General features: G+C 71.0%; 16 protein-coding genes. 4 read left to right on the forward strand and 12 right to left on the reverse strand.

The features are described from left to right. Positions 1-1,382, forward strand: a 1,382-nt coding sequence (locus tag ACIRDX_RS11850) for a PAS domain S-box protein (protein ID WP_396625636.1), incomplete at its 5' end; no start/stop codon positions are given. A 96-nt stretch (positions 1,383-1,478) separates the two neighbouring features. Here the strand turns inward: ACIRDX_RS11850 and ACIRDX_RS11855 are convergent. Genes ACIRDX_RS11855 through ACIRDX_RS11865 form a run of 3 tightly spaced genes read right to left on the reverse strand, consistent with a single transcriptional unit; the run spans position 1,479 to position 3,924 of the window. After that, the gene (locus tag ACIRDX_RS11855) at positions 1,479-2,261 is read right to left on the reverse strand and encodes a sugar isomerase domain-containing protein (protein ID WP_396625637.1); all 783 of its coding nucleotides are present in this window, start codon (positions 2,259-2,261) and stop codon (positions 1,479-1,481) included. After that, positions 2,258-3,145, reverse strand: coding sequence for an ROK family protein (locus tag ACIRDX_RS11860; protein WP_396625638.1), 888 nt, complete (start codon positions 3,143-3,145; stop codon positions 2,258-2,260). The genes ACIRDX_RS11855 and ACIRDX_RS11860 overlap by 4 nt, the downstream gene beginning before the upstream one ends. Next, the gene (locus ACIRDX_RS11865) at positions 3,142-3,924 is read right to left on the reverse strand and encodes an SDR family NAD(P)-dependent oxidoreductase (protein ID WP_396625639.1); all 783 of its coding nucleotides are present in this window, start codon (positions 3,922-3,924) and stop codon (positions 3,142-3,144) included. The genes ACIRDX_RS11860 and ACIRDX_RS11865 overlap by 4 nt, the downstream gene beginning before the upstream one ends. A gap of 158 nt (positions 3,925-4,082) precedes the next feature. Here ACIRDX_RS11865 and ACIRDX_RS11870 point away from each other — a divergent pair, with 158 nt between their 5' ends. The 3 genes from ACIRDX_RS11870 to ACIRDX_RS11880 all read left to right on the forward strand — a co-directional run bounded on the left by ACIRDX_RS11870 (position 4,083) and on the right by ACIRDX_RS11880 (position 9,645). Next, on the forward strand, positions 4,083-5,117 hold the full coding sequence (locus ACIRDX_RS11870; protein ID WP_396625640.1) for a methionine synthase: 1,035 nt from the start codon (positions 4,083-4,085) through the stop codon (positions 5,115-5,117). After that, the gene (locus tag ACIRDX_RS11875) at positions 5,114-5,947 is read left to right on the forward strand and encodes an MBL fold metallo-hydrolase (RefSeq protein ID WP_396625641.1); all 834 of its coding nucleotides are present in this window, start codon (positions 5,114-5,116) and stop codon (positions 5,945-5,947) included. Before ACIRDX_RS11870 ends, ACIRDX_RS11875 begins: the two co-directional genes overlap by 4 nt. Before the next feature lie 77 nt (positions 5,948-6,024). After that, entirely contained in the window at positions 6,025-9,645 is a 3,621-nt protein-coding gene (locus ACIRDX_RS11880) for a PAS domain S-box protein (RefSeq protein ID WP_396625642.1), read from the forward strand. Between the two features lie 73 nt (positions 9,646-9,718). On the opposite strand, the gene ACIRDX_RS11885 is transcribed toward ACIRDX_RS11880, so the two are convergent. From ACIRDX_RS11885 to ACIRDX_RS11925, 9 genes are all read right to left on the reverse strand, one after another. After that, on the reverse strand, positions 9,719-11,014 hold the full coding sequence (locus tag ACIRDX_RS11885; RefSeq protein ID WP_396625643.1) for a hypothetical protein: 1,296 nt from the start codon (positions 11,012-11,014) through the stop codon (positions 9,719-9,721). Next, complete coding sequence (locus ACIRDX_RS11890; RefSeq protein ID WP_396625644.1) at positions 11,011-11,541, reverse strand: RNA polymerase sigma factor; 531 nt, start codon at positions 11,539-11,541, stop codon at positions 11,011-11,013. The genes ACIRDX_RS11885 and ACIRDX_RS11890 overlap by 4 nt, the downstream gene beginning before the upstream one ends. 15 nt (positions 11,542-11,556) lie before the next feature. Then, a complete protein-coding gene (locus ACIRDX_RS11895) occupies positions 11,557-11,973 on the reverse strand; it encodes a helix-turn-helix transcriptional regulator (RefSeq protein WP_396625645.1) in 417 nt (138 codons plus the stop codon). Between the two features lie 156 nt (positions 11,974-12,129). Then, complete coding sequence (locus ACIRDX_RS11900) at positions 12,130-15,414, reverse strand: DUF1553 domain-containing protein (RefSeq protein WP_396625646.1); 3,285 nt, start codon at positions 15,412-15,414, stop codon at positions 12,130-12,132. Positions 15,415-15,527: 113 nt separating this feature from the next. After that, entirely contained in the window at positions 15,528-16,745 is a 1,218-nt protein-coding gene (locus tag ACIRDX_RS11905; protein ID WP_396625647.1) for a PTS sugar transporter subunit IIC, read from the reverse strand. Between the two features lie 3 nt (positions 16,746-16,748). Further along, entirely contained in the window at positions 16,749-17,993 is a 1,245-nt protein-coding gene (locus ACIRDX_RS11910) for a DegT/DnrJ/EryC1/StrS family aminotransferase (RefSeq protein WP_396625648.1), read from the reverse strand. Further along, on the reverse strand, positions 17,990-18,625 hold the full coding sequence (locus tag ACIRDX_RS11915; RefSeq protein ID WP_396625649.1) for a GNAT family N-acetyltransferase: 636 nt from the start codon (positions 18,623-18,625) through the stop codon (positions 17,990-17,992). Before ACIRDX_RS11915 ends, ACIRDX_RS11910 begins: the two co-directional genes overlap by 4 nt. Then, the gene (locus ACIRDX_RS11920) at positions 18,622-19,974 is read right to left on the reverse strand and encodes a beta-N-acetylglucosaminidase domain-containing protein (RefSeq protein ID WP_396625650.1); all 1,353 of its coding nucleotides are present in this window, start codon (positions 19,972-19,974) and stop codon (positions 18,622-18,624) included. The genes ACIRDX_RS11915 and ACIRDX_RS11920 overlap by 4 nt, the downstream gene beginning before the upstream one ends. A 153-nt stretch (positions 19,975-20,127) precedes the next feature. Further along, a complete protein-coding gene (locus ACIRDX_RS11925) occupies positions 20,128-20,370 on the reverse strand; it encodes a hypothetical protein (RefSeq protein WP_396625651.1) in 243 nt (80 codons plus the stop codon). Between the last annotated feature and the right edge of the window lie 227 nt (positions 20,371-20,597).

The raw sequence follows: 20,597 nt of genomic DNA on the forward strand, positions 1-20,597 counted from the left end.
TGTTCTACGTGTTCGCCCGCGACATCACGGAGCGCCGCCAGGCCGAGGAGGCGCTGCGTGCCAGCGAGGTCAGGCTCGCGAATGCGCAGCAGGCGGCGCGCCTCGGCAGCTGGGAGTGGGATCCCAAGACCGACCAGGTGTGGTGGTCCGATGCCATCCGCTCGATGTTCGGGCTGGGGCCCCATGAACCGGCAAGCTTCGAGGCCTTCCTGCGCGTCGTGCATCCCGAGGATCAACCCCGGGCCATCGCGCGCGTGCAGGCCGTGATGCAGGGCGCCGACGGTTTCGCCGACGACCTCCGCATCGTCACCGAGGGCGGCTCGATCATGTGGATCGACAGCCGCGGCCGCGCGGTGCGCGACGAGTCCGGCGTGATCGTGCGCGTCGAGGGCACCGATCACGACATCACCGATCGCAAGCGGGCCGAACAGGCGCTGCGCGACAGCGAGGCGCGCTTCCGCAGCGTGCTCGATGGCTCACCCGCCGTGGTGTACCTCAAGGACTTCGAGGGGCGCTACCTGTTCGTGAACCAGACGCTGGCGCAGATCGTCGGGCGCCCGGCCAGCGAGTTCGTCGGCCTCAGGGCGCACGACCTGTTTCCCCCCGACGTGGCCGACGGCTTCGACTGCAACGACGACGTGGTCCGCTCGACGCTGCGGCCGCACCAGCTCGAGGAGGCGGCGGTGCTGCCCGATGGGCGCGCGGTGACCTTCCTGTCGGTGCAGTTCCCGCTGTTCCGCGAGGACGGCACGCCGTACGCCGTGTGCGGGATCTCGACCGACATCACCGACCGCAAGCGCGCGCAGGCCGAGCGCGACCGGCTGTGGAACCACTCGCCCGACCCGCTCTGCGTGTTCGACCTCGAGGGCTACTTCACGCAGGTCAATCCCGCGTGGACCGAGCGCCTGGGATGGTCGGAGGCCGAGCTGCTGGCGCGGCCAGGCCGCGATCTCATGCACGAGGACGACCTGCCCGGCGCAGTGGCCGCGCTGCAGCGGCTGCGCGCCGGGATGGCGGTGCGCAACTTCGAGACGCGCCTCCGCACCCGGGATGGCGACTGGCGCTGGTTCTCGTGGAACTCGCTGCCGATGCCGGACGGCCACGTCCACGCCTTCGTGCGCGACGTCACCGAGGAAAAGCGCCTCGACGAGCAGATCCGGCAGTCGCAGAAGATCGAGGCGATCGGGCGACTCGCAGGCGGCGTGGCCCACGACTTCAACAACCTGCTGACGCAGTTGCGCGTCCTCTTCATGAGCGGGTACACCGACGACGCCGTGCTGCGTCACGGCGTGGAGTCGTCGACCGATGCCTTCCTCCAGAAGCCCTTCTCGCCCGTTGCGCTGGCGCGACGCGTGCGCGAGGTGCTCGACGCCTCACGCTGAAAGCGCGCTTTCAGTCGGCAGTCGGCAGTCGGCAGGCGGCAGGCGGCAGGCGGCGGTCGGTGGTCGGCAGGCGCTCCCTCTGACCGGCGCTGAGGCTCAGGGCTCGCCGACGTCGGCGTAGAGGCGCGCCAGGCGGTGCGCGTGTTCGTCGTAGGCCGCCTCGAACAGCTGCGTGGCGCGGGCACTGCCCACCAGCACGCCCGCCGTCAGCACCGTCGGCGGATGGCCCGCTGCCGTCAGCCGCTGCGCCACCTCGGCCTTCAGGCAGTTCACCAGCGCGCAGCCGCCGATGGTCGACCCCGGCGACACCGGCGTGTCGAGCCCCTCCACATGCACCATCGCGTCGCCGACCGGTGCGCCCGTGTCGAGGACGAGATCGGCGAAGTCCTGCAGCCGTCGGCCGTCGGCACGCTTGCTGGTGCTGGCCTCGCTGTGCGCGCGGCTCACGATGGCCACCACGCGCACGCCGCGCCGCTGGAACTCCTCCGCGATCTCGATGGGCACCACGTTGCAGCCGCTCGAGCTGACGACGAGCGCCGCGTCGAGCGGGCTGGTGGCGAAGTTGCGGAGGATGCGCGCCGCGAGCCCAGGGACGTTCTCGAGGAACATCGCCTGCCGCTGGCCGTTGGCGCCCACCACGAGGTTGTGGAAGGTGAGCGACAGCTCGACGATGGGATTGAAGCCGGGGAAGGACCCGTAGCGCGGCCACAACTCCTCGACCATGATGCGGCTGTGTCCCGACCCGAACACGTGGACCATGCGGCCCGCGAGGATGGCGTCGGCGAACCAGCCGGCGGCGGTCGCGATCGCGGGCGCCTGCCCGCGGACGGTGGCGAGCACGCGCTCGCAGGCCTGCAGGTACTGCTCGGACGGGGTCATGCCGTCGACTCCCTCGCGTACGCGGCCGCGCCGATCGCGCCCGCCTCCTCGCCCAGTTGCGCGAGCACGATCTCCACGCCCGCGCCGAGCGGGCGCCACTCGTACTCGTCCATCCACCGGCGCAGCGGCGCGAGCAACGCATCGCCCGCCTGCGTGGCGATGCCGCCGCCGAGAATCACCCGCGCGGGGTCGACCGCATTGACGATGGAGGCGATGCCCGCGGCGAGCAACTGCACGCTGGCGTCCCACGCGGCCGTGGCGCGGCCGTCGCCTGCCAGGTGCGCCGACACGAGCGCCGCCGTATCGGTGAACCGCCCGTCCGTGCGGCGCACGATCGTGCAGTTGCCGATCGCGTCCTCGAGGCTGCCGGGCGTGTTGACGATGTCCTTCTGGCCCGGGGCGTTCACCGACATGTGCCCGAGGTGGCCGGCACGGCCCAGGTGACCGCGCAGGATGCGGCCATCGCACATCACCGCACCGCCGACGCCGGTCCCGATCGTGAGCAGCACGACGTCGCGACAGCCCCGCCCGGCCCCGAGCGCCACCTCGCCCGCCAGCGCCGCCTGCGCGTCGTTGATCACGCGGACGCGCTCGCTGCGGCCGAGCGCGCGCGACCAGTCGAGGCCCTCGAGCACCTCGAGGCGGCCCTTCATCCACACCACCTCGTCGTCGCGCACCAGGCCGGGGCACGCCACGCCGACCAGCGCCGGGCCGTGCAGGCCCTCGAGCCGCGCCACCTCGCGGGCCACATCGAGAGGCAACTGCCGCGCCGGCGAATCGTCGGTGGGGATACGCGATCGATCAACCGCGCCACCCGTCGCGTCGAGCACGACGAACTTGGTGAACGTCCCTCCGACGTCGACCCCGATCACCGGGCCGCTCATGCCGTGACGGACCAGCCGCCGTCCACGGCGATGACCTGGCCGGTCACGAAGCGCGACTCGTCCGACAGCAGGTAGACGACCACGCCGTCGACGTCAGCAGGCCGTGCGGCGCGGCCGCCATCGAGCGGCTGTCGGCCAGCCACATACGCGGCGATCGTCGGATCGCCCATCGCACGAGCGGCCATGGGCGTGTCCACCAACCCTGGTGCGACGACGTTGAAGCGGATGTCACGGCTCGCGTAGTAGGCCGCACAGCTCGTCGTCAGGCCGATCACGCCGGCCTTGGCCGCAGCGTACGCATGCGTCGCGAAGTGCAGGGGCGCAGGGGCGGTGGCGAGCACCGAGGCCATGTTGACCACGGAGCCGCCGTGTCCGGCCGCAAGGCAGTGACGAGCGATGGCGCGGTTGCTGTGGAACAGCGCGGTCAGGTTGATGTCGATCGTGTGCCGCCAGCCGTCGTCCGACACCGCATCGAGCGGGCCGTCGCCCGCCCGGCGCCCGCTGCCGCCGGCGACGTGGAACAGCCCGTCGACCCGCCCGTGCGAGCGCAGGGCGGCCTCGATCAGCAGCGGCGCAAACGCCGGAGACGCGGCATCGCCCGCCAGGCACACCACCTCCGTGCCCAGTTGACTCCGCGCGTCCTCGAGCAGGGCGTCATCGCGCCCGCCCACCGTCACGCGCGCGCCCGCCTGCAGGCAGGCCAGCGCCGCCGACAGGCCCATGCCCGACGTGCCACCGACGATCACGATCGATCGCCCGGCCAGGCGTCCCGAATGCATGCGCGACAGTGTACCTGCGGCCTGCGGCCTTGCAGTCTTGCGGTCTTGGGGCTGGGCGCTTGGGGCTCGAGCCTTGAACCCTCCGCCTTGAGCCTTTCGCCTTCAGCCTTCTCAACTCTGAATTCTGAATTCTGAATTACTGACCCTACACTTCCCCCATGCCTGCGGCCCTGCGCACCACCGTCATCGGCAGCTATCCGTTCCCGGCCTGGCTCGAGTTCGCCAGTGCGCACCTCGACGCTTTCGGCGCCGACGACGTCGCGGAGATGCTCGACGACGCCGTGGCTGCCGCCGTGCGGGATCAGGTGAGCGCGGGACTCGACGTCATCAGCGACGGTGAGCAGACGCGGCTGGACTTCAACCTGTCGTTCTACGGCTTCATCGAGGGACTGGCTCCCGAGCCGCCGTCGCAGCGGCGCTTCGGGCCGCCGGGCCACGATCAGCGGGGCAAGCACGCCGTGATCGGCACGCTCGCCGCTCCCTGCGGCCTCGGCACGGTCGCCGACTTCGAGCGCCTGCTGCGGCTCGCGCCAGCGGGCGTGGGGCTGAAGGCCAGCGTGCCCGGTCCCTACACCTTGAGCGGACGCCTGCTGCCGAGCCGCGAGTACCCCGATCGCTGGGCGCTCGCGGCAGCCCTGGTGCCGATCGTGCGCGCCGAGCTCGAGGCGCTGGTCGCGGCCGGGTGTCGTGACGTGTGCGTGGACGAGCCCTCGATGAGCTGCTACGCGCACCGCGAGGATCCGGCCCGCTTCGTGCGCCTGTTCAACGAGACCGTCGAAGGCGTGCGCGGGCGGACGCGACTGTCCACCCACCTCTGTTTCGGCAACTACAAGGGGCGCGCCGTGGCCCCACGTCGGTACGCCGCACTGTTCCCGGCGTTCCTCGACGCGCATGTCGACGAGCTGCACGTCGAGATGGCGAGCCGCGAGTTCGCCGAGGTCGAGATCATCGAGACGATCGCGCAGCGCATGGACGTCGCCGTCGGCGTGATCGACGTCAAGAGCTACTACGTCGAGACCGTCGACGACATCGCCGCCCGGGTGCGCCGGTGCCTGACCTTCGCGCCGCCGGAACGGCTCGTGTTCGCCCCCGACTGCGGCCTGAGCCAGACCGCGCGCTGGGCGGCACGCCCCAAGCTCGCCAACATGGTGGCCGGCGTGCGCCGCGTGCGCGAGGAGCTGGGCCTGTCGTGATCGTGCCCGTGCAGCAAGACGACGCGCTGCTCCTCGACATCGGGGCGGCCGCTGCGCCCGACGGCCACGTCCACCTCTGGTGGCTCGGACAGAGCGGGTTCCTCGTCCAGTTCGAGGGCTGGCACCTGCTGCTTGATCCTTACCTGTCGGACTCGCTCACCGACAAGTACGCGAAGACCGACAAGCCCCATGTCCGCATGACCGAGCGGGTGATCGACCCGGGTCGCCTCGACTTCATCGACGTGGTGACGTCGAGCCACAACCACACCGACCACCTCGACGCCGAGACCCTCAGGCCGCTGCGCTTCGCCAATCCGTCGATGACCCTGGTGGTGGCCGAGGCCAACCGCGCGTTCGCGGCGGACCGCGTGGGCGTGGAGGCCGACGCCCTCGTCGGCCTCGCGATAGGCGACCACGTGGAGGTGGGGCCTTTCCGGTTCGAGGCGGTGCCCGCCGCGCACGAGGCCCTGTCGCCGGAGTTCGTGGGCTACGTGGTGCGGTGCGGGGACTGGACGCTCTACCACAGCGGAGACACGGTGCGCTTCGACGGCATGGCCGAGGCCCTGCGCCCCCACCGCATCGACGTGGCGCTGCTGCCGATCAACGGGCGAGCGCCGGAACGGCGGGTCGCCGGGAACCTCGACGCGCGGGAGGCGGCCGTCCTCGGGCGCGACATCGGCGCCCGCGTGGTCATTCCCTGCCACTACGAGATGTTCGCGTTCAACACCGCTGATCCGATGGCCTTCGAGGAGGCCTGTCGCGATTTCGGCCAGCCCGGCCACGTGATGCGCTGCGGCGAGGGCTGGACGACGGCCGCGCTCGGTTCGTAAGCCCGGGCGAACCAGCGGAATCGCCACTCTCGCGCCTGGACACCGAGAGGTCTATACTCGGGCTGCCCGGCCGCGTCATGGACGCTCCATCGCAGGCTCCCCGCTCCCCCTCCCCCCCCTCGCTTCCCCAAGCGACGACGCTGGCGTCCGCCCTCATCCAGCAGATGCGCGACGCCGTCGTCGTCACCGACGTGCACGGCATCATCACGTTCTGGAACGAGGGCGCCACGCGCCTGTTCGGGTGGACGGCGGACGAGCAACTGGGACGCACCCTGACCGCCCACCACCCCACGGGCGCTCACGGAGAGGTGCACGACGTCCTCAGCCAGGCCGTGGCGGGCATCGAATGGGAGGGCGAGCGAGAGGATGTCCGCAAGGACGGTTCTCGCGTGTGGGTGGACCTCCGCGTCAGGCCGCTGCGCGACGACCGCGGGAGCGTGATCGGCATCCTCGGCATCGCCCAGGACATCACCGCGCGCAAGGAGGCGGAGCGCGAGAGCCGGATCGCCGCCGAGCGCCTGCGCCTGGCGCTCCATGCCGCCGAGGCGGGCGTGTGGGACTGGGACACCTCAGGCGACGACGTCATCTGGTCGCCAGAGAACTACCGCCTCCATGGCATCGAGGAGGGACGTGCGGTCACCTTCGACGTCTGGGCCACCGCCCTGCACCCCGACGACCTGCCGCGGGTCACACAGGTCATCGACGACACGCTGACGGGCAAGACCGCGGAGTATCGGGCCGAGTACCGGGTGAGGCATCCGATCCGGGGCCTGCGCTGGGTGCTCGGCATCGGGCGTGTCCAGCGGGATGCCGACGGCCAGGCGCGGCGACTCTTCGGCATCAACCTCGACATCACCGACAGGAAGGCCGGCGAGCAGGCGCTGCAGACGAGCGAGGCCCGCCTGCGCGTGGCGCTCGAGGCCGCCGGCGCGATCGCGTTCTCGTGGGAGGTCGGCAGCGACGAGGTCATCCGCTACTTCAGCGTGGAGCCGGTGCTGCCGGTGACGGCGCACCCCGAACGGGTCGCCGATGTGCGGGACCGCGTGCACCCCGACGATCGCGAGGTGTTCGATGCCGGCATCCGCGCATGTCTCGAGGGCGACGGCACCGAGTACCACAGCCTGTACCGCGTGATACGCCCAGACGGCTCGACCGCCTGGCTCGAGGAGGCGGGCCGACTCGAACGCGCTACCGACGGCAGTCCGGTACAGCTGACCGGCGTGTCCGTGGACGTGACCGAGCGGCGACGCGTCGAGGACGCGATGCGCTGGAACAATCGTGTGCTCGAACAGATCGCCCGCGGGACCGCGCTCGACGAGGTGCTCGACGAAATCGTGCGCCACGTCGAGGAGCAGTTGCCCGGATCGATCTGCTCGATCCTGCAGGTGGTGGATGGGAAACTGCATCTGCTCTCTGCACCCGGCCTGCCTGGGCCGTACAACGCCGCCGTGGAGGGCGTGCCCGTCGGTCCGATGGGCGGTGGCTGCGGGTCGGCGGCCTTCCTGGCCAGGACGGTCATCAGCCTCGACATCGCGACGGACGAACACTGGCGCGCCTATCGCGACGTCGCCCTCGGGCATGGCCTGCGCTCGTGCCTGTCGGTGCCCATCATGGCGAGCGGCAACGTGCCGGGCATCGAGGCAGGCCGGGTACTCGGCACCTTCGCCGTGTACCGTCGCGAGCCTGGCCCGCCGGATCCGCATGCCTTCGCGATCGTCACGGGCGCACTGGCCCTCGACGCGACCGTCGAGGCGGCACGGCCGTCCACCCACGAGCTCGCGGTGGCCGGGGCCGCCCACCTGGCCCGCGCCGCCCTCGAGCGAGTGCTGGCGCAGGACGCGCTCAAGGCGAGCGAGGCGCGGTTCCGCGACGTGCTCGACGCCTCTCCGGCCGTCGTCTACCTGAAGGATCTCGACGGCCGCCTGCTCTTCGTGAATCGCCAATTCGCGGAGGTGTTCGGCATCCCGCAGGAACAGTGGGTGGGCCGCACGGCGCGCGAGCTGTTGCCCGCCGAAATGGCGGAACGATTCGAGACGAGCGAGCGCGATGTGTTCGAGACGCTGCGCCCGAGACAGGTGGAAGAGTTCGTGCGTCGCCCGGACGGCACGCAGGGCACCTTCCTCAGCCTGATGTTCCCCCTGTTCCAGGACAACGGCGAGCCCTATGCCCTCTGCGGTATCGCGACGGACGTGACCGACCGCCGCGCCGCCCAGGAGCAACGGGACTACGTGTGGAACAACTCGCCGGACCCGGTGTGCATCGCCGGCTTCGACGGCTACCTGCACGTGGTGAACCCGGCGTGGACCGAGCGGCTCGGATGGACGGCGGAGGAGCTCCGGTCGAAGCCCTGGATCGACTTCGTGCATCCCGACGACAGGGAGATGACCGTCGCCAACGGCGAGCGGACGCTGCGCGGCGAGTCGCTCACGGGATTCGTCAATCGCTATCGCACGCGCGACGGCGGCTACCGCTGGTTCCTCTGGAACTCGATTTCATTGCCCGAGCGCCAGCAGATCTACGGGTTCATCCGCGACGTCACCGAGCAGCGGCGGCTCGAGGAGCAGGTACGACAGGCCCAGAAGATGGAGGCCATCGGCCAGCTCGCCGGTGGCGTGGCGCACGACTTCAACAATCTGCTCACGATCATCAACGGATACACGGCGCTGCTGCTCGGCGACGCGGCAACGCCATCGACGCAGAAGGAGCCGCTGGGCGCGATCCGCGATGCCGGCGATCGCGCAGCGGCGCTCACGGCGCAGTTGCTGGCGTTCAGCCGCAAGGCGATCGTCGAGCCGAAGATCCTCGACCTCGCCAACGCGGTGGAGGGGTCGGTGCGCCTGCTCCGGCGCCTGATCGGCGAGGACATCAGGCTCGAGACGTCGTTCGCGCCGGACCTGCCCCGGGTGCGCATCGATCCTGGCCAGCTCGAGCAGGTGCTGATGAACCTGGTGGTGAACGCGCGCGATGCGATGCCGACCGGCGGCCTGCTGCGCGTGACGGCCACCGAGACACTGGTGCCCCCCGGCTCGGCCGAGCCGTCCGACGTGCCCGCGGGCACCTACGTGCGCCTGTCTGTGACCGACAGCGGCGTCGGCATGAGCGACGCGGTGAAGTCGCACATCTTCGAGCCGTTCTTCACGACCAAGGGCGTGGGCAAGGGCACCGGCCTCGGCCTGGCCACGGTCTACGGCATCGTCCGGCAGGCGGGTGGCACGATCGTGGTCGACAGCGCGTTGGGCCGCGGCACGAGCTTCCACGTGCTCCTGCCCGCCCAGTCGATGGCTGCCGCCGACCAGGCCGCCGTCGCCGTGGCGCACGTCCCGCACGGCAGCGAGACCATCCTGCTGGTGGAGGACGAGGAGGCGGTGCGCCGCTTCGCCCGCTTCGCGCTCGAGATGCACGGCTACGTCGTGCACGAGGTGGGCCTGGCGCGGCAGGCGCTCACGCTCGACGTGGCTGCCCTGGCGCACGTGAGCCTGCTGGTCACCGACGTGGTCATGCCCGGCATGGGCGGCCGCCAGCTGGCCGACCAGCTCCGGCAGCGCCATCCCGGCATGCGCGTGCTCTACATGAGCGGCTACACGGACGACGCCGTCGTTCGCCACGGCCTCGAGACGTCGACCGACGCCTTCATCCAGAAGCCGTTCACGCCGCAGGGCCTCGCGCGCAAGGTGCGCGAGGTGCTCGACGCGCACTGAAGGGACGGGTAGCGGGTACCGGGTAGCGGGTAGCGGGTACCGGGTACGGGAGTGCGGCTCGCTCCCGGCGAACCTAGCGCGTGGTGGACTCGGGAGCGGACGGTCCAGCGGGGCGGGCCTCCGGGGGCAGCAGAGGCTTCATGCGCGTCCAGAAGCGGCGAGCCTCGGCGAGTGCCTCCTCAGTGGTCGTGCGAGTGACGCGCCAGGCCGCGGGAGGGTCGATCATCTGCGCCATCAGGCGATCGAGCGTCGCCCGATCGGCGTCGCCGCGGCTGATCAACGTGCGTCCCGACTCGCCGAGCAGGACTCCCGCTGGCGTCACGCGCTTGATCACACGTCGCTCGTGCACGAGGCTGCCAGAGGCGAACGTGTCCTCGATCGACAGCAACGCGCCGTCGGGCATCGCCCGGCGCGGTCGGACGGTGAACGCGATGCGGTAACCGGACGCGTCGCTCCGGAACGACGGCTCCCCCTGCAGGGTGCCGATGCCGTGCATGAAGTACGTGGCCTTGCCGCTCAGGATCGCCGCCTGCGTGGCCGCTTGCTGCTGCGGACGCACCTGCCAGAGCCGCAGGCTGTTCCAGTACCGGAGCGCATCGGCGTCCTCGCCGGTGAGCGTGGCGAGCAGTGCGTCGATGTCGGCGGTCGGCGGATCCAGTACGAGGTGCGGACCGTTGCGCGTGTCGAAACGCGCGCCCCATCCGTCCGTGCGACGCCATGTCGCGTTGACGAGCGCTCCGGTCGCATCGGTGACCTGCGTGGTCGTGTTCTCGGCGCCGGGGATCGTGGAGAACACCGTGACCTGGCGCTGGTGCACGGCCGGCTTGCCGGCCTCCTGCGTGTGCAGGTCGTAGACTTCCTGCCGAATCTTCCCGGGCTGCGTGCGCCAGGCACGGCCGCGCACATCGGACTCCGAAATCAGCCAGTCGGCCGAGGCCTGCACGGGCTGCTGATCGCTCACCACGGCGGTCAGGGCCACGCACGCCACCACCAGCGCGGCGGTCGCCAGTTGCCAGGACCGTCCAGCGCCGAGCCAGCGGCGTCGACGGCCGGCGCCTGGCGAGCACGGCGGCGTCAGCGCCGCCGCCGTCGGCATCGGCGCGGACGCGCGCGTGGCCGCGAGGCGGTGCTGCACCACCTCAAACGCCCGTCGACTGTCGTCCGCGGCAGCACGCTCTTCCTCGGCGAAGACACCGTCGATCAGGGCGCGTTCCTCCTGAATCGACGCCGCGACCTCCCGGCAGCGGGCACACGTCGCCACGTGCGCCGCGAGACCCTCGGCGTCGGCGAGGCCATCGTCGCCGTCACTCCAGCGCTGCAGTCGCAGGCGGTCGGGGCACGAGGCCGGAGATGGGAGCGACGGGGTCATCGAGCGGGGTCGATTCGGCGGCGGAATTGGTCGCGCGCGCGCTGGATCAGCACGCCAACGTGGCCGGGTGCGAGTTCGAGGATGTCCGCGATCTCGCGGTACGTGAATCCTTCAGCGAACAACAACAGCGCCAGGCGCCCGCGCTCGTCGTCGATGACGGCAAGCGCCTGCGCCACGCGTTCGCGGACTTCGAGCTGGTGCACGACATCGCCCGACACCGGGAGTGCGCCGGCCGCGGCCTGGTCGCGCGCACGCAGGCGCTGCGCGTCGCGGCGTCCGTTGTGCGCGACGTTGGTGGCAATCCTGAACAGCCAGGCGCGCTCGTTGTCGATGGGTTCGCCGGGCGGGCGGGCACAGACCCGGAGGAAGGTCTCGTGCAGGAGGTCCGCAGGATCGCCGTCAGCGCCCGCGAGCCGCCGGAGGTACCGCAGCAGGGCAGGCCCGTGCTCGGCGTACAGCCGGTCGATCCAGGCCTGGAGCGCGGGGTCGTCTGCCGCGGGCGGGAGCGGCGGCTGGCCGGCGTGCAAGGCGGGCGCATGCTATCACGCTACACAGGCATTTTCCTGGCCACACCCGGTGCCAGGAACATCCTGCGGTGTGCCGGTGGCGCCACTTGCCGCGCGTCGCAACGTCGCGGACGGTGGCTCGCCAAATGCCAGGGCGTACTCCTTGGCAAAACGTCCCAGATGGGTGATCCCGTGGCGGATGGCCACGGTTGTGACCGTGGTGCCGCGGCTAGCCGTCAGCAGGTCGGCCCGGACGCGTTCGAGCCGACACTGACGGAGGTAGCGCTTCGGGGTCAGCTTGTACTCGCGGGTGAAGCTCCGATAAAGCGTACGGACGTGCAGTCCGCACGCGGTGGCAATGTCCTCGACCAGCATGGCGCGCTCGGCATGCGCCTCCACGTACGTGGCCGCCTGTCGCACGGCGCCTGCGCGCTCCCCTGTCCTGCGTCCCATGGGTGCTCCGTGGCACGCCTGTCCGCCCCGTTGGTGAGGCAAAGGCGCACCAACTAAAGTTAATGACACCAGCCGGGGTGCGCCTATAACGACCGGGCGGGCGGCCGCGGCAGCAGGAGTGCGGCGCGGTCGGCGTCGACGCCGACCGGGTGGTCCTCAGCGCAGGAAGACGGCCTCGTCGAGGTTCATGATCGTGCTCGTCACGACCGTCCAGGCGGCGAGCTCCACCGGATCGAGGCTGGCGTCGCGGGGGCGCTCGCCCGTGGCCAGGAGGGCCGATGCGGCCTCGCGCGAGGCCGAGTAGCGGGCCTGTTCCCGCTCCAGCAGGCGGGTCAGCTCGGCGATCTCCGAGGGGGATGGACCGCGGGTCAGGACGTGACGGTAGGCACTGGTGATCCGCGCCTCGGGCGTCGGGGCGGCGCGGACGACCTGTTCGGCGAGGATGCGGGCACTCTCGACGAACTGGGGGTCGTTGAGCAGGATCAGCGCCTGCTGCGGCGTGTTGGTGCGCTGCCGCGTGACGATGCAGGTCAGGCGCTCGGAGGCGTCGAAGCCGATGGCCGACGGCGGCGGGGCGGCCCGTTTCCAGGCGGTGTAGAGACTGCGACGGTAGAGGCCCTCGCCCGTCGACTGCGGATACATCGCGCCTGCCGCCAGCGACTCCCAGAGGCCGGGCGGCTGATATGGATAGACGCTCGGACCACCGATGTTCCGCACCAGCAGTCCGCTCGCGGCCAGCGCAGCATCGCGCACCTGCTCGACGGACATGCGATAGGCCGGCCCGCGCGCCAGCCACGTGTTGTCGGGGTCGGCAGCGCGGGCACTGGCGTCGCCGACCGAGGCCTGACGATACGTCGCCGACGTCACGATGAGCCGCTGCAGCGCCTTGGCGTTCCATCCGTCGCGGACGAAGGTCGTCGCGAGCCAGTCGAGGAGCGCCGGATGCGTCGGCATGCGGCCCTGGCTGCCGAAGTCCTCGGCGGTCGCCACCAGGCCGCGGCCGAAGGCCTGGGCCCAGTAGCGGTTCACGAACACGCGGGCGGTGAGCGGGTGCGACGGCGACAGGAGCCATCGGGCCAGCCCGAGGCGAGTGCGGGGGAGGTCCTTCGGGAAGGGCAGCACGGACGCGGGCGTGCCCGGCTCCACGCGTGTCGTGGGCGCGTCGTAGGCGCCGCGCGCGAGGATGAAGGTGGGTCGCGGCGTGGGCAGCTCGCGCATCACCATCACGCTGGGCTGCGCTGTGAGTATCTCGTTCTCGCGCCCACGGATCGCCGTGAGCCTGGCGAGGGTGGCGCGATACCCGGCGTCGACGTCGAGCAGGTAGTGCTCCCGCAACTGCGCGAGCGCCGTTGGGGTCCGCGCGGCGAGGGCCTCGGCCCGCGTGTCGGTGCCGGTGGCGAGCGCCGCCACTTCGAGGGCGCTCAGCTGCCGACCATAGGCGCGCAGGTCGTCGACCGACACGTCGCGAATCGATTCCTTGGCCAACTCTCCGACGCTGCCGATGCGCAGGCCGAGCGGGGCGCCCGACATCTGCCGGCCGTCGATGCCGCTGTTGATGAGGCTGCGGTGGAGGTTGTCGACGACCGTGCGCGTCGCCAGGGGCTGGCCGTCGAGGAAGAGGCGCACGCCCGCCGCGCGGCTCGACCCGTCGTACGTCATCGCGAGGTGGTGCCATGCCGACGGGGAGACGGGGGTCGTCGATCGCACCTCGATCGAGTCGTCGGGCGCGACATGGTGGAGCGCGGCCGTCACCGTGCCGTCGGCCTCGAGGCGCACCAGGTACCCCCGGTAGCCGTTGGCGAAGCTGCCCGACCGCGTGAGGAAGTACCCCGAGGTCCCCTTCACGTCGATGCGCATCCAGGTCGACAGCGAGAAGGGCTGGTGGCGGTCGAAGAAGGCGGCCTCGTCCGGTGCCTTGATCTCGCTGTCGCCCCGGAGGCGCTGGCCCTTGCCGATGCGGCCCTCGACCGTCACGGGCGCGCGATCCTGGTCGCCGCCGAGATAGGCTGGCGCGCGCACCCGGCCGAGGTTGGCAAACACCTGCGCCGGCACCATCTTCGGCCCGGTCTTCTTGTCGACGACCCGGATCTGTCCCGGTCGCATGTCCTCGAGCGGCAGGTGGACCTCGAGGGCGTCGGCGGACGGGAACGCGCCGGTGCGTCGCGGGGCACGCAACCAGGCCTCGAACCCGGCGTCGTAGGCGGGCGAGTCGGCAGCCAGCGCCTGCTCGAGCGGCGCGCGCTCGGCACGCAGCGCCGCGAGCGAGGCCTCGGCGTCGGTCGACGGCAGGATGACGGTGGGGCTGGCCATGCCCGAGTACGGCGCCTGGCCGGCCTCGTTGATGCTGTTGAAGAAGGCGTAGAGCTGGAAGTAGTCCTTCTGCTGCACCGGGTCGTACTTGTGGTCGTGGCAGCGGGCGCACTCGAGGGTCACGCCGAGGAACGCGCGACCGAGCGTCTGCACGCGGTCGGCCACGTACTCCACGCGGTACTCCTCAGGCACGATGCCGCCCTCCTGCGACTGCATGTGGTGCCGGTTGAACGCCGTGGCGAGGCGCTGCTCGCGCGTGGCGTTGGGCAGGAGGTCGCCCGCGAGCTGCCAGGTGACGAACTGGTCGACCGGCATGTTGCGGTTGAAGGCGCCGATGACCCAGTCGCGCCACGGCGACATGTCGCGCGGCACATCGTCCTGGTAGCCGTGGGTGTCGGCAAAGCGCGCGATGTCGAGCCACTCCGCGGCCATGCGTTCGCCGTACGCGGGCGAGGCCAGCAGGCGATCGACGAGGCGTTCGTAGGCATCCGGTGATCCGTCGCGGACGAAGGCGTCCACCTCGGCCGGCGTCGGCGGCAGCCCGGTGAGCGTGAAGGTGACACGCCGGATCAGCACCTCCCGTGAGGCCTCCGGCTGCGGCGCGAATCCGCGTGTCTTCAGCGTCGCCTGCACGAAGCGATCGACGGGGTTGCGCACCACCCAGTCCGGACTGACCGGCGCCGGCACCTCGGGTCTGGTGGGCGCCGTGAACGCCCAGTGTGGCTTCCACTCCGCGCCCTGGTCGATCCAGCGGATCAGCACCGCCTTCTCGTAGTCGCTGAGCTCGAGATGCGAGTCGGGCGTCGGCATCACGAGCCCGGGGTCGTCGCTCAGGATGCGACGGACGAGCTCGCTCTTGCGGGGGCGGCCCGGCACCACGGCCGTCGCTCCCGACGACAGGCGCGCGAACACGACCTCCTTCTGGTCGAGGCGAAGGTCGCTCTTGCGCGCGGCGCCATCGGGCCCGTGGCACTTGAAGCACCGGTCCGACAGGATCGGCCTGACGTCCAGGGCGAAGTCGACGCGCTCGGGCAGGTCCGGCACGCGGGGACCAGGCGTGCTGCACGCGGCGGCGACACCGAGCAGAAGGGCGCCGAGCAACGCCCGTCCGGCGGGACGGAGGGTGGGCATGTCTGCCCCGATTCTACGTCGAAGCCACGCGCGCAGGGCCGAGAACGGCTACAGGCGGCAGGCCACAGGCGACCCGTGCCCTCAGGCAGCCTGCAGCGCGTGGCCTGTGGCCCCTACCGTCGGCTGCGTTCCGCCGCCTTCGCGAACGGGTAGTAGATGCCCACCGCGATGACGAGCGACACCACGCCCCACACGGCCGCGCGCCAGTCGCCACCCGTGACCAAGTAGTGCCCGATCACCGGCGGCGTCGTCCACGGCACGTTGATGAAGGGGCGCTGCACCAGCCCCCACGCCATCAGCAGGTAGCTGCCGGCCGTGAGGACGAGCGCGCTGATCACGTAGGGCACCATGAAGACCGGGTTGAGCACGATCGGCAGGCCGAAGAAGATCGGCTCGTTGATCTGGAAGATCTGCGTCGGCAGCGACACGCGCCCCACCCGGCGGTACGCCTCGTCGCGCGAGAACGCCAGGATGATGGCGAGCGCCAGCGTGGCCCCGGTGCCGCCGACGTTGACGAACGTGGTGAAGAAACCGTTGGCCGTCACGTACGGCAGCGGCTGGCCGGTCTGCACGGCCGCGACGTTCTCCGCCAGGTACTGCAGGAAAATCGGCGCCACGATCGCGTCGAGCGCGTTGTCGCCGTGGATGCCCACCGACCACAGCAGGCTCACGAGGCACGCGTAGACGAGGATGCCCGGCAGGGTGTTCAGGGCGAACACCAGCGGCGAGAACGCCCGCTGCACCACCAGGTTGATGTCCACGCCCGCCACGAAGCGGATCAGCCAGAAGCCGATCACGAGCACGGCCAGCGGGATCAGCGACAGGAACGACTGGTAGACCACCGACGGCACCGTGTCGGGCATGGTGATCACGATGCCGCGATCGGTGAAGAGCTTCTGCGTCCGCACCACCACGAGCGCAACGATGATGGCCGTGAACAGGCCCTGCGATCCGAGGGCGGGCGTGCGGAACGTGAGGTCGGTCGGCTCGATCTGGATCAGCAGGAAGACCACCACGGCCATCGCGGCGCTGACGATGGGCTCCTGGCCGAGCCGGGTGCCGAGGTCGTGCGCGATGGCGAGGCACACCACGAGTCCGAGGACGCCGAAGGTGGCCGTCACCGGGATCTGCAGCAGCGGCAGCCAGGGCGCGACGATGGCCTCCCAGCCCGGCACCGGCAGGTACGAGACGACCATGAACAGGCCGCCGATGATCGTCAGCGGCACCACCGACACCATGCCGGCGCGGATGGCCGACATGTAGGTGTTGTCGCTGAGCGCCGTGAGCGCGGGCGCGATGCGGTCGTTGACGAAGGCCGTGAGGCGCGTCACGCGTCAGCGTCCCTGCGCGGCGCGCGCGGCGAGCGTGTCGCGATGCGCATGCACCTTCTCGAACGCGTCGGCGATGTCGTCCATGTCGGCGCGGCTGCCGAGCAGCATCGACTGATCGAGCCAGAGGCTCTGCTCGGCGCAGATGAGGCGGCTGTTCGGGCACGACACGCGCGTGTAGTCGAGGTGCACGCGGTCGGGGAGGTACGGCCCGAAGGCCTTGTTGCGGAACAGCGGTTGATCGGGCAGCGGGTACCCGTAGCCGCCGACGGCAGGAATCCCTTCCGCCTGCAGGGCCTCGAGCACCACGGCCCTGGGTGCGCCGAACAGCGCGGCGTCGAGGCGGGCCATGAAGAGATGCTGGCTGTGGCGCGTGCAGTCGGCTGGCCGTGTCTGCGGATACAGGCCGGGCAGCGCGCCGAGGCGCGACGCGAGGTAACGGCCGTTGGCGTCGCGAGTCGCGGTCTGCGCGTCGAGCCGATCGAGCTGGCTGTTGAGCAGCGCCCCCTGCAACTCGCCGAGGCGGTAGTTGCCCGAGATCACGTGGTGCTCGTACCAGATGCCGCCGGGCACGCGGCCGCAGTTGTGGATCGAGCGGCACGACTCGGCGAGCGCCGCGTCGTTGGTGGTGATGATGCCGCCCTCGCCTGACGTCAGGTTCTTGCTCGACTGGAACGAGAAGGAGGCGACATGGCCGATCGCGCCGCACGGGCGGTCGCGCCACATGGCGCCGTGCGCGTGCGCGGCGTCCTCGAGCACGAACAGGTCGTGCCGCGCCGCGATGGCCAGAATGGCCTCCATGTCGGCGGGCTGGCCCGCGAAGTGGACCGGGATGATGGCGCGGGTCCGGGGCGTGATCGCGGCCTCGACCTGCGCGGGGTCGATGTTGAACGTGTCGAGGTCGACGTCGACGAACACGGGTACCGCGTTGGCCTCGACCACCGCGGTCGCCGTGGACAGGAACGTGTAGGTCGGGACGATGACCTCGTCACCGGCCTGCAGGCCCGCCGCCATCAAGGCGATGCGCAGCGAGACGGTGCCGTTGACCACCGCGACCGCGTGCGCGCAGCCGTGCATCGCGGCGAAGCGCCGCTCGAACTCGGCCACCTGATCGCCCGCGAGGCGTCCCCACTTGCCGCTGCGCAGCGCCGCCAGCACGCGCGCCTCGTCGGTCTCGTCGAAGATCGGCCACGACGGAAAGGGCCGTGTCCGCACGGGGGTGCCACCCAGCAGCGCCAGGGATGCCGTCATCGTCGCGTGTCCTGCCATCGCTTGCCCATGTAGAGGCTGCCGTCGTCAGGCGAGCCGAGGCGCGCCAGCTCGGTGAAGCCGAGGCGCGTGTAGAAGGCGTGGGCCTTGTGGTTGCGTGCCCACATGCCGAGGTGTACGCCCGGCGACCCGTCCGCGCGGAGTCGATCCATCAGCGTTTCCATGAGCCGTCGGCCGTGGCCCTGCCCCTGCGCGCGTGGCAGCAGGTCGATGTGCAGGTGCGACGGGTACTGGTCGTACGGCTCCGGGCAGAAGTAGTCGGCGGCGTGGTACCAGCCGTACACCTCCTGAACGCGCGTCCACGTGGAGGGATCTCCCTCGGGCTTCGGGTAGCGCGCGCACAGGTCGGGTCGCCACTCGGCGTCGTAGCGGGCATAGAAGGCACGCGAGTCGAGGGCGCCGAGCGCGTAGCCGCACACGCCGTCGGCGTCCTCGAGGATCAGCGCGTACGCGGGCTCGAACGCGAGGTACGGCCCCACGAAGAGCCGCCCGAGCGCGTCGGGGTCGTCGCGGTAGACCGGCTCGCCGTCGCCGCCCGCATCGCCCGTCTTGAGGCACACGTGATAGGCCGCAGCGCGGTCGTCTTGCCGTGCGAGGCGGATGGTGGCGCTCATGCCCCGCCCTCGTGCGCCGGCGTGAACGTGCCGTCGGGATGCGCCTGGAGCAGGCGCTGCAGGCGGGCCACCGTGCCGCCGCGGAACGTCCGCGGTTGGTGGAAGTCGGAGCGTACGCAGACCACCCCATCGGCCGATGCGAGGCGCGCCTGGGCCGCCCGGACCAGCAGGTCGAGTTCCTCGCGCAGATCCCAGACCCGCCGCGACAGCGCATTGAACAGCGACCGGTCCCGCAACGTCGCGAGCCGGGTGCAGAAATCGCGGCGTGCGGTGGCCTCGGCGAGGAAGGCCTGCGTGGCATCGCGCCAGGTGGCGGATCGATCGGTGAGCGCCACGCGGGCATGCGCCAGGAGCGCCTCGGCGGCCGGGCCCTCCTCGTACGGCAGGTAGTAGCAGTCGCCGAGCCACGCGAGGTCGTCGAGGGCGATGGGGCCGGCCACGGTGTCGAATGCCGGCAGCCACTCGCGAAGCGCGTCGAGGTACACCTGGCGGGTGTCCCAGGTCGCGCCGGCCTCGTGCACGAAGCGGGCGAGCGTGCGGACCGCCACGTGGTTCAGCGGGAACTCGGTGTTGGGGTTGGTGAGGATGCCGCGCACTTCATCGCGCAGTTCGAGGGGGCGCCCCGCGTAGGGCCCCATCAGGATGCGGCGCCCGTCGTAGTCGTTGGCGTGGAGGTTGTCCCAGAGGACCGGCTTGCGCCGAAGCCTGTTCGCCACCTCGCGGACGTGCGCCACGGTGATGTCGCGCGAGACGATCTCGGGCCCGGTCCAGAAGACCTCGATGGCCGGATCGAGCGTCGCGCCCAGCGACTCGAGGTAGCCGACGCCGCCGTGCCCGGCTGTGACCATGCGCTCGCAGTAGGGCGTGGGACAGAAGGCGGCCAGCAGGTCGGGCGCCTGCGTGCGCAAGCTCGCGACGACCTCGTTGGCCAGGTCGGCCTGCGCCGCCGCGAGGCTGCCCCAGCGCGCGAGGTCGGCGGGGTCGACCACGTCGGGAATGTCGTCGAAGAGCAGGGCCAGGCCGTCGCACCCGAGCGACACCATCTGCGCACAGCGCGCGCGCAGTGTCGCGCGGTCCTGCGCATCCCCGTACCGGATGTCGAGGCCAGGGCCAATTCCGTACAGGAACCGCAGGCCGTGGGCATGGCAGGCGTCCACGAGCGCACGCATCGCCTGCGCGTCGGCCTCGCCGTAGGGCTCGCGCCACACGGCCCTGTGGTGCAGGTCGTCCTTCGGGCAGTACAGGTAGGTGTCGAGACCCCAGGCCGCCATCCGCGCGAACAACGTAGCGCGCTCGTCTGCGGTCCACGGCGGGCCGTAGAAGCCCTCGATGACGCCGGAGAGGAACATCGCCGACAGGATACCTGCGGTGGCAATTCGACATTTGAAATTCGAAAGTGACGGGCGAGGGCCTTGCGGTCCCTCGCCTCGGGGGATCCGAGGCGGCACGGCCGAAGGCCGGCCGCCCCTGAATTTCGAATGTCGAATTTCGAATTGCCACGGTCAGAAACGGATGCGCACCGACAGCGACGGCCCACGCACCGGCACCACCCGCCGGACGGGCACGGCCACCGGCGGCCGCGCGACGACAACGGGACGCAGCGCCGGACGGACGACCGCGACAGGGACAACGACGGGCCGCACGGGGACGACGACGTGGCGATGAGGGCCGCGACCGACGTGAGCGGCGGCGGGTGAGGCGGCGACCAGCATCAGGACGCTGGCGAGGGCGAGAGCGAGACGCATACGGTGAATCCTCCTGGCCGGGAGGAGATCAATCCGCATGCCGGGCCGGGGACGGCCGCGTGTCACACGCGTGCCATCAACCCCGATGGCGATTCACTGTCCTGCCACAGGGTGTCGCCTCTGGTGGCCGAACTGGTGTCCCCTGCAATTCGAAGTTGGACATTCGAAATTGCCGGGCGAGGGCCTTCGGCCTCTCGCCGCGATGCTGCCCGAAGCGGCATCGCCGG

The organism is Luteitalea sp. (assembly GCF_044337415.1).
GTDB lineage: Bacteria > Acidobacteriota > Vicinamibacteria > Vicinamibacterales > Vicinamibacteraceae > Luteitalea.